Origin of the sequence: Streptococcus sp. HMSC065H07, assembly GCF_001837325.1 — a bacterium.
Classification (GTDB): Bacteria; Bacillota; Bacilli; order Lactobacillales; family Streptococcaceae; genus Streptococcus; species Streptococcus salivarius_H.
On the sequence record NZ_KV832019.1, the window covers coordinates 160,546 to 170,354 of the forward strand.

Sequence of the window (9,809 nt, forward strand, 5' to 3'; positions counted from 1 at the left end):
CAGTGACAGGACTGGCTTTGGGATTGAGTTTTGCTGGCCTTAACTATGCTTCAGCTGAAGAACAGTCTACCCCTGTTAATGAAGCGACTGTTGAAACCATCATCAAAGAAGGCGCTATTGACGTTGAGGCTCCAGCGACTAGTGAAGCCACAGCTAAACCTACAGAAAATACACCTGCTACCCCTTCTAGCGAGACTGCTACAGTATCAGAAGCACCAGTAGCTACCTTAGAAGTTCCTTCAACAGAAACAGTCTCTGAAAAACCAAGCTCTGAAGTCACAAGCACAGCTAGTTCGGAAGGAGCAAGTTCTGAAACTGCACATTCCGAGGTAAGTACAACGACTAGTGAAAGTGTTGCAGCTGAGAATGTGTCATCTGTTGGTGATAGCCCAAACGAAAATACCACGAGAGGAACTGACCGTTCTGCCTTTACTGAAAAAAGAAATGGATTTGTCACCGAACAAGAAGAACGCATCGAAACAGTTAACTATGTAGGTAGTCTTATTACCTTAAGACATCCTTATTACGTTACTTATTACTACGATAATAACGGTAATAAGCTTATGGGATGGCAAGATATTAATGGAGAACGCTATTATTTCAAAAAAGAGCGAGAACATCCTGGTTTCGAAACCATTGATGGAAAACTCTATTACTTTACAGATAGTGCACGTATGCTCCATGATGAATTTGTTGAAGAAAATGGTCAAACTTACTATCTAGGTAGCGATGGCGTGCGAGTTTCTGGCTTACAAGATATCAAAGGACAAACCTATTACTTTAATCCTGATAGAAACGGTCAACTTAGCTATGGCTTGAACGTGGTCGGAGACAAGCTCTATCTGTTTGGAGATGCTGGCAAAGAAAATGCAGGACAATTAGTTAAAGACACACATCTCAACAACGGTGATTTCCAACTCAATATTGATCCTAATGGTATCGTTACAGTGGCAAATAACCATCCCGCTTTTCTACAAGATAATGGTGGTCACTGGTACTATATGGATAAAGATGGAAAACTTATGACTGGACCACAAACTATTGATGGCTTGACCTATTACTTTGATTCAAATGGTAGACAGGTCAAGGGGGAACGCCGTGAGGTCAATGGTAAATCATATTTCTACGATCCAGATAACGGCGCCCTTGTGACTAATCGCCTCGTCACCTTCAAAGCTGGACGATTCATTCCTGAAGAAAACTATGCTAAAGAAATAAGATTTGACTTTGCTCCTTATGAAAATTATTACAACAATGAACATCCTGAACTCGAACGGTATTATTTAGGTGCCGATGGCCTACCCGTCACAGGATGGCAAACCATCAATGGTAATAAGTACTTTTTCCAAGATGATGGAAACATGGTCGTGCACAGATTTTTCAATAACTATTACTTCTACAATGATGGTACCATTGCTAGAAATAAACGATTGAATATTCCTACACACTATATTATGAGAGAATTTCCAAATATCTATGAATTTGATAATGATGGGGTTGGTAAATTCATTTCTAGTGATTTTAAGGACCTTCGACAAAAGACTGCTTATTTTGTCCAAGATAAAGATGGGTATTGGCATTACTACGACGAAATTGGATGGCCAGTGAAAGGTTCAACAACTATTGATGGCTACGATATGTATTTCCATTTAGGAACTCGTAGACAAGCTAAGGGAGAGTTCGTTGATATCAAGGGCAAGGTTTACTATTTTGATAAAGATAACGGCCGAAAAGTCAAAGATACAACTTTTGATTTCGATGGTAAGACCTATGTGGCAGACCAATCTGGTGTCATCAGCATTAAGAGTCATTCAACTCAACGAAACCGCTATATTAATGATTCCGAAGGAAACTGGTACTATGTCAATGACAAGGGTTACCTCCTCCTTGGTGCTCATACCATTGATAACGTCAACGTTTATTTCGGTACCAATGGTGTTCAATACAAAGGGCATTTTGCTCCTGATAACCACTATTACGATAAAGATAACGGTGCTTTAGTAACAGATAGATTGGTTGAGGATGGTGGCAAAGAGTTTTATGTTGATAAAGAAGGAAATAAGTTTGACGGTGCTAAGTATTTGGACGGAATTCAGTACTACTTTAATTACGGTGAGAAAGTGAAAGGTGACTTCGGCTATTCAAACTACAATAGACACTACTATGACAAAGAGACTGGTGCCCTTGTAACCGGAAAATACTTCGAACATAAGAATAACTGGTATTATGCAAATAGTAAGGGAAATATTCTGACTGGTAGAAGAGTTATCGATGGCAAGCATGTCTACTTCTACGATGATGATTATGGACAATATAAGGGTATACAAGCTAAAGATAAACTCATCATTTTAGGTGGTAAGACTTACTATTATCTTCCTGGCTCTGGTAATCGTGCTGATAATGTAACCTTGACAATCAATCACGTTACTTATTACTTTGATAATGACGGGGTTGGCCATATCCTTCGATAGTCATTTACAAGTGACTATGAACAATTACCCAACACAAAAGGAAGTCGACCAACTGTCAACTTCCTTTTTCATATCATCAATCACTGTCATTCAAACAGAATCCAAATATGAACTATTCTTAAACAATTACGATTATCTTGTAAAAAAACTTGTTTGTCATAAAAAAAGTATTATAATAAAGATAGGTGAGCATGTAAGCGTTTTACTAAAAACGTTGAAAGTGTACTACAGGGGATTAGGATTAGGAACTTGGCTTTAGACTTCTAACGTCAAAATAATTTTTTATGCATGAAAACTGGTCCTTAGGCACTTTGGCATGATAATCTAAGGCTCTTTTCATACACACATCAGTCTATAATATAAAACTAGAGCTTTAGAGAGAATGCTTCAAACTAAGAGCTCTAGTTTTTTGTATTTGAAGACACATGCCATAGGTTGGATTCAATAATTAAACGAAAGGAGAGAAATAAAAGTATTAGGATAAATAAGTAAAATCACTTGTTTCTAGATATAAATTACACAGCATAAGCATATTCTACTTGCCACACATTTGACGTGCTCGCCTATAAAATCTTCTTATGGCCATGCCCTGAGAGATTTAGATATGGGGCTCAGTCGTTTTAACAGATTTTCTCACTTTTAATATTTTTCTGACGGCCTAGCTCCTTTATGTTACACACCTAAACATCGGTGTTCATTTTTGAAGGGAGTCTATTATGAATACTGAAATGAATTATCATTGGCAAATGTCCAAAAAACACGTCGTAGCACTTTCTTGCGCAACTGCTCTAGCTACTTTTACTTTAGTCGCACGCCCTACATTTGCGGATGAAGTAAAAATACCTGAAGCGACAGGCCAACCAACTGAGATTCTTGCACCTGCACAAGAAACTGTAGTAACTAATGTTGAGGTCAAAGCACCTACTACAAATCCTATTTCAACTAATGCTGAGCTACCTACTAGTACAAGTACAGTTCTTAGTGAAGCTCCTAGCAGTGAAGTCGCCTCATCTGAATTAGCAAGCGAATCAGCAGTAGAAATCACTTCTGAGCAAGAAATTAGCAATCAAGATAATCAGGCAAATAAAGCTACACCAATTAAAACGGCAACTTCAGAAGCCTCTGCCACAAAGACTTCGTCAGAAAAAGTCACTGAACCTGTTCCTGTCGAAGAAACAAAAACACCTACAAAAAACAGTGAACAACCTGCCCCAATTGATGAAAATGAAAAGCCAGTCACACCTTCTGTAACACTTGAAAATGCACCTCATATTTCTGGTGGACATTATTATAGTGATGATAATGGTAACTGGTATTACAAGGATGCAAATGGCAAAAATCTTGTCGGGCTGAACTATGTGGATAATGTTCCTGTTTACTTTAGCCAAGATGGTATTCAAATCAAAGGTGGTTTTGCAGAGGATGGCCGATACTATGACAAAGATTCTGGTGCTCTTGTAACCAAGGCCTTTAAAGAACTCTTAACTTATATTGGTCGTGATGATATCAACAATCAAAATATCTATACTACTGATTGGTACTACCTTGATGCCGATGGAAGACCTCTTAAAGGTCCTCAAAATCTTGGTGGTACAAACATGTACTTCTTCCCTAATGGGGCACAAGTTAAGGGACGTTTTGCACCTGATGGACACTACTATGACAAAGATTCTGGTGCGCTTGTAACTAACAGCTTTGTCCATGTCTACAACTGGAATTATCAAAATCAAGACGGAAATCGTGTGAATCACTTTGTCATCACCATGCCTAATAATTCAGTCGTTGGACCTAACGGTGAAAACCAATTTTTGGATATGAGTCATTACCCACTTTCTAGCAATGATTTGAATCGCGAAGATTTCTACTATTACGTAGACGATAAGGGAGACAAACTGACAGGACCTCAAACCCTAAACGGCATCCATGTTTACTTCGACCAAAATGGTAGACAACTTAGAGGTGAGTTTGAATTTGACGAAGATGGTACTGTTCATTACTACGATGCGAAAAACGGTGCACGCGCTGAAAACACCATTGTCAGAACCAACACTGGTGCCTTCAAATTCGATGCAAATGGTAATGGACATTTGATGAAACCTGGCGAAGAAATAGATACCCCCGTCACTCCTACACCTACTGTCTCCCTAGACAATGCACCACGAGTTTTTGGTGGTCACTATTATAGTGATAACGAAGGCAACTGGTACTACAAGGATGCAAACGGTAAAAACCTCATCGGTCTCAACTTCGTTGACAACATTCCAGTCTACTTTGACAAGGATGGCAAACAAGTCAAAGGACGTTTTGCAGAGGATGGTCGCTATTACGATAAAAACTCTGGTGCACTTGCAACAAAACGCTATCTTGAAACTGAAGATGGCAACTGGGTTTACGTCAATGATAAAGGCGATAAACTCAAGGGAGAACAAACTATCGATGGTGTTAAAGTCTACTTTGATGATTTCACTGGTACACAAGTCAAGGGACATTTTGCACCAAATGGTAAATACTATGACAAAGATTCTGGGGCTCTCGTAACCAATGCTTTTAAAGAAATCTTGACTTATATTGGTCGTGATGACATCAACAATCAAAATGTCTATGCTACTGCCTGGTATTATCTCGATGCTGATGGTAAGCCATTAACAGGACCTCAAACCTTTGGAAATAGTCACTTGTACTTCCTTCCTAATGGGGCACAAGTCAAGGGACGCTTCGCCCCTGATGGACACTATTATGATAAAGACTCTGGTGCTCTCGTCACTGATAGCTTTGTTCATGTCTACAACTGGAATTACCGAAATCTCGATGGTGATCGCATCTTCCACTTCACTATTACCATTCCTGGAAATGATCTCGTAGATCAGGATGGACAGTACCCAAGAGAAAGTAAAGATTTAGATCGTGAAGATTTCTACTACTATGTTGATGCTAAAGGGGATAAACTGACAGGACCTCAAACCTTAAACGGCATCCATGTTTACTTCGACCAAAACGGTAGACAACTTAGAGGTGAATTCAAATTTGACGATGACGGAACTGTCCACTATTACGATGCTAAGAATGGAGCACGCGCTGAAAATACCATTGTTAGAACAAACACTGGTGCCTTCAAATTCGATGCTGACGGTAATGGACATTTGATGGGCCCTGGTGAAGTATAAGTATATAATTCAAATAACAACTATTGATATCGCATAATTACTTTGATTTAGTAATCGTTAAAAAGGAAGTCGACCAACTGTCAACTTCCTTTTTTATCTCACAAATAAACTTTTTCTTCCACTTTAAGAAAACTTTAGGCTTTGCTTTATATACTATAACCATCCTAAAACTTTTCTTTTTCATAATCTCCTAAATCCAGGGTCTAGGTCCTGGATTTTTTTTGTGCGGTCAAGAAATAAACGATGTCACAGGTTTTGAGCTATTTCTTTTCTTCTTTTGCCTGATTAATCATATCTAGGAAATAAGCATGAACCCTTTCGTCACCCGTTAATTCTGGATGAAAAGAGGTCACCAACATCTGCTTCTCTCTAGCTGCCACGATAGCCCCATTGACTTGTGCTAGAATCTCCACTTCTGGTCCAACAGCTTCAATAATCGGCCCACGAATAAAGACCATTGGGATTTCCCCTATTCCTTTAAATTCAGCATCTGTGACAAAACTGCCCAATTGGCGACCATAGGCATTTCTGGCTACATTGATGTCCATACTTGCCAAATGTTTTGTTTGGTCCCCTACTATAGTTTTGGCCAACAAAATCAGACCTGCACAAGTCCCAAATACAGGTAGTCCTGCATCAATTTTCGCCTTTATCAAGTCAAACAAGTCTAAATCATGCAAGAGTTTCCCCATGACTGTCGACTCTCCCCCTGGTAGAATGAGCCCGTCTAAATCAGCGTGAGCTTCCCAATCCTGTCGATTTCTGATTTGAACCGTTTCAACCCCAAGTACTTTCAAGACCTGCTCATGTTCTGCAAAAGCACCTTGCAAAGCCAGTATTCCGATTTTTGTCATCTATTTTCCTCGCTCTGCCATTAAGATTTCAATTTCATCCTTGTTAATACCAACCATGGCTTCCCCTAAATCTTCTGACACTTGCGCCAAAATATCTGGACGATTATAGTTAGTCACTGCTTTGACGATAGCTTCCGCACGTTTTTTCGGATCACCTGACTTGAAAATCCCTGAACCAACAAAGACACCTTCAGCACCCAACTGCATCATAAGGGCAGCATCTGCTGGCGTCGCTACACCACCTGCCGCAAAATTGACAACCGGCAACTTGCCATGTTCATGGACATAGCGGACCAAATCAATTGGCACCTGCAGGTCTTTAGCAGTAATATAGAGTTCATCTTCTCTAAGATTTTGAATACGGCGAATTTCTTGATTCATGAGTCGCAAGTGGTGAACAGCCTGAACAATATCACCAGTCCCAGGTTCACCCTTGGTACGAATCATTGATGCCCCTTCAGAGATACGGCGAAGAGCCTCACCGAGGTCCTTGGCTCCACAGACGAAAGGCACATCAAATTTGGTTTTGTCCACATGAATAAGATCATCGGCTGGTGTCAATACCTCGCTCTCGTCGATATAATCAATCTCAATTGCCTGCAAAATCTGTGCTTCCACGAAATGACCAATACGCACCTTAGCCATCACTGGAATACTAACAGCGTCCTGAATTTCCTTAATCATCTTAGGATCACTCATACGTGACACACCACCCACTGCACGGATATCGGCCGGAATGCGTTCCAAGGCCATAACCGCAGCGGCTCCTGCCGCCTCAGCGATACGTGCTTGCTCAGGATTTTGAACGTCCATGATGACGCCCCCCTTAAGCATCTGTGCCAAATTTTTATTTAAGTCGTAACGATTTGTCATTGCAATCACCTCTCATGTTTTTATGCCCTCTATTTTACACAGGATGATTTTTGAAAAAAAGACTCTATTTCCCAAACTGTATGGGGACAATTGCCCTTTCAATCATATCTATAGACGAAAAAATAAATAAATTAGGAAAACTCTTTTATAGGCTATAACTATCACAACTATAAGCATCTTTTTATAAGAGTATGGCATTTTTGTATCCGTTTTCTATTGAAGTTATTAGAAAATAAGATTAAAATATAATCGTAAATTAATTTTTGGTGTTCATGATGTTTTATATGTCACAGCATGAATTTACCAAGTCACCATATAAGGGGGAAAATTATGGAAAACAAAGTTCGTTTCAAACTTCATAAAGTTAAGAAACATTGGATCACAATCGCTGCCTCAAGTTTGGCTATCGGGGCTTCACTAATTGGACTAGGACAGGTCGGAGCTGATGAAGTCAAACCAGAAACGACTGCTGTTAACAGTCCTGAAAATGTCGTCTCTGACAGCAATCTTGAGACAAGTGCTAGCCTTATTACAAGAACCGAAGTAGCTCCAGCAAGCACTACTGTTGAGAATACTTCTAGTGCAGCAGTATCTACTGACACTACACCTACGAATGTCGCTACTCAGCCAACAGAAACAACTGCTACACAGCCTAGTAACGAGGCCGATAAAAAGGTTGAAACCGCTCAATCTAGTGAAACAACTATTGCTGATAGGGGTGCTGAAGTCTCATCTGAAACAAGCGACAACGTAACTACTTCACAGGAAACACCCTCACAAGGTGGCAGATTCACTTCTGATAAACAAGGTAACTGGTATTACCTAGACAGCGAGGGCCACAAACTAACTGGCCCACAAACCATCGACAGCTTCAACCTCTACTTCCATGACAATGGCATCCAGGCAAAAGGTGAAAAGGTAACCATTGATGGCAAGGATTACTACTACGATAAAGATAATGGGCGTAAGGTAACTGATACAAGTATTGAAGTAGATGGTAAAACTTATCTAGCAGATGCTGATGGTATCCTAACCGAAAAAACACAACTACCTACTCAGGTCGTGACCGGTGGTCATTTCCAATCTGACAACCAAAAAGATTGGTATTACTACACTGCCAACGGTGAAAAATTGACTGGTTGGCAAAATGTTGATGGTGTCATCCTTTACTTTGATAAAGATGGCAAACAAGTCAAAGGACAAGAACGAGAGATTGGTGGAAAATACTATCGATTCGATGAGAATGATGGTTCTCTATTAACGAATCAGTGGCATCACACTTCAATTTTCAATGGCTATAGGACAGAACCTCAATATACAACTTATACTAATTACTTAGGCGAAGATGGTGCTGCATTTATTGGATGGCATACCATTGACAGTAAACGTTATTATTTCAAACCTGACGGACTTATGGCTAAAAATGATACTGTCACAATTGATGGGAAGATTTATCTTTTTGATTACCAAGGACAATTGGTCAAGAACAAATATGGCATTGTTGAAACTCCTTCAATGTTCCATGCAAACACTTCTACCTACCGTACCAATGCTAACGGCGAAGTCTTAACTGGTAAACAAATTATCGATGGAAAAGAATATATCTTTGCTTTAAAGGGTCAAGTTCTTGATGGTATCATAGGTTATGACAGCAAACTTTATCTAGTCACAGATAGTAAAATAGAAAAAAACTATTTTGGAGCCCTTTTTTCAAAAAAAACATTTTGGGGCGGGCCTAGTTTCTCTGGAATCTATGGAACTGATAAAAACGGTGTCCTCCTCAAGGGCATTCAACGAGGCTCTGATGGTCACCTTCACTACTTCCAACCTGAGGTAAAAAGTGTTGATAAGCCTACATGGAAAGAAATCGATGGCAAGCGCTATCGTCTAACAAAATCATATCGAACAGAAAGATATGCTGGTATGTACACCACTATTATCCTTACTAACGACACTTTGAAAGTCGATGATAAGACCTACACAATTGATAATGAGGGAGTAGTGACTGAATTTACGGCTAAAAACCAATTTGTTCGCGATGATTTCTGGAACTGGTACTACTACGACAAAGAGGGCAAACTCCTAACAGGCCGTCAAACCATTGATGGTGTTCAACTCTACTTTGATAAAAATGGTAAGCAAGTCAAAGGTAGCCTAGTAGACATTGATGGTAAAACTTACTACTTTGACAAAGACAGTGGGGCTATGTGGACGAATACCACTCTCGAAAAAGACGGCAAAACTTATATCATCGATGAAAACGGTGTGGCTACTGAGAAAGTGAATTAAAAAGGAAAGACAAAATATTTCTACCACTTTAAGAAAACTTTAGGTTTTAATTTATATGCTATAACTATCCTAAAACTTTTCTTTTTCATAATCTCCTCAATCCAGGGCATAGACCTTGGATTTTTGGCTCTTTGTCAACTGTAGTGGGTGACGAAAAG

Annotated in this window: 5 protein-coding genes; 3 read left to right on the forward strand and 2 right to left on the reverse strand. The window is 39.6% G+C overall.

Annotation, left to right across the window (positions count from 1 at the left end; genetic code table 11):
- Window positions 1-2 precede the first annotated feature (2 nt).
- Window positions 3-2,471 (forward strand): glucosyl transferase, encoded by a 2,469-nt coding sequence (locus tag HMPREF2637_RS02790; protein WP_256315729.1) that lies wholly within the window; start codon window positions 3-5, stop codon window positions 2,469-2,471.
- A 716-nt stretch (window positions 2,472-3,187) separates the two neighbouring features.
- The gene (locus HMPREF2637_RS02795) at window positions 3,188-5,635 is read left to right on the forward strand and encodes a glucosyl transferase (protein WP_176745609.1); all 2,448 of its coding nucleotides are present in this window, start codon (window positions 3,188-3,190) and stop codon (window positions 5,633-5,635) included.
- A gap of 260 nt (window positions 5,636-5,895) precedes the next feature.
- Here the strand turns inward: HMPREF2637_RS02795 and pdxT are convergent, their stop codons facing one another.
- Together pdxT and pdxS are read right to left on the reverse strand one after the other, a co-directional pair.
- Window positions 5,896-6,489 carry a pyridoxal 5'-phosphate synthase glutaminase subunit PdxT gene (pdxT, locus tag HMPREF2637_RS02800; protein WP_064525335.1) on the reverse strand — a complete coding sequence of 198 codons (594 nt, stop codon included), beginning with the start codon at window positions 6,487-6,489 and terminating at the stop codon, window positions 5,896-5,898.
- Entirely contained in the window at window positions 6,490-7,362 is an 873-nt protein-coding gene (pdxS, locus tag HMPREF2637_RS02805; protein WP_064525332.1) for a pyridoxal 5'-phosphate synthase lyase subunit PdxS, read from the reverse strand. It lies immediately after the preceding gene.
- Window positions 7,363-7,692: 330 nt separating this feature from the next.
- Between pdxS and HMPREF2637_RS02810 the strand changes: the two genes are divergently transcribed.
- Entirely contained in the window at window positions 7,693-9,651 is a 1,959-nt protein-coding gene (locus tag HMPREF2637_RS02810; RefSeq protein WP_064525329.1) for a KxYKxGKxW signal peptide domain-containing protein, read from the forward strand.
- Window positions 9,652-9,809 lie beyond the last annotated feature (158 nt).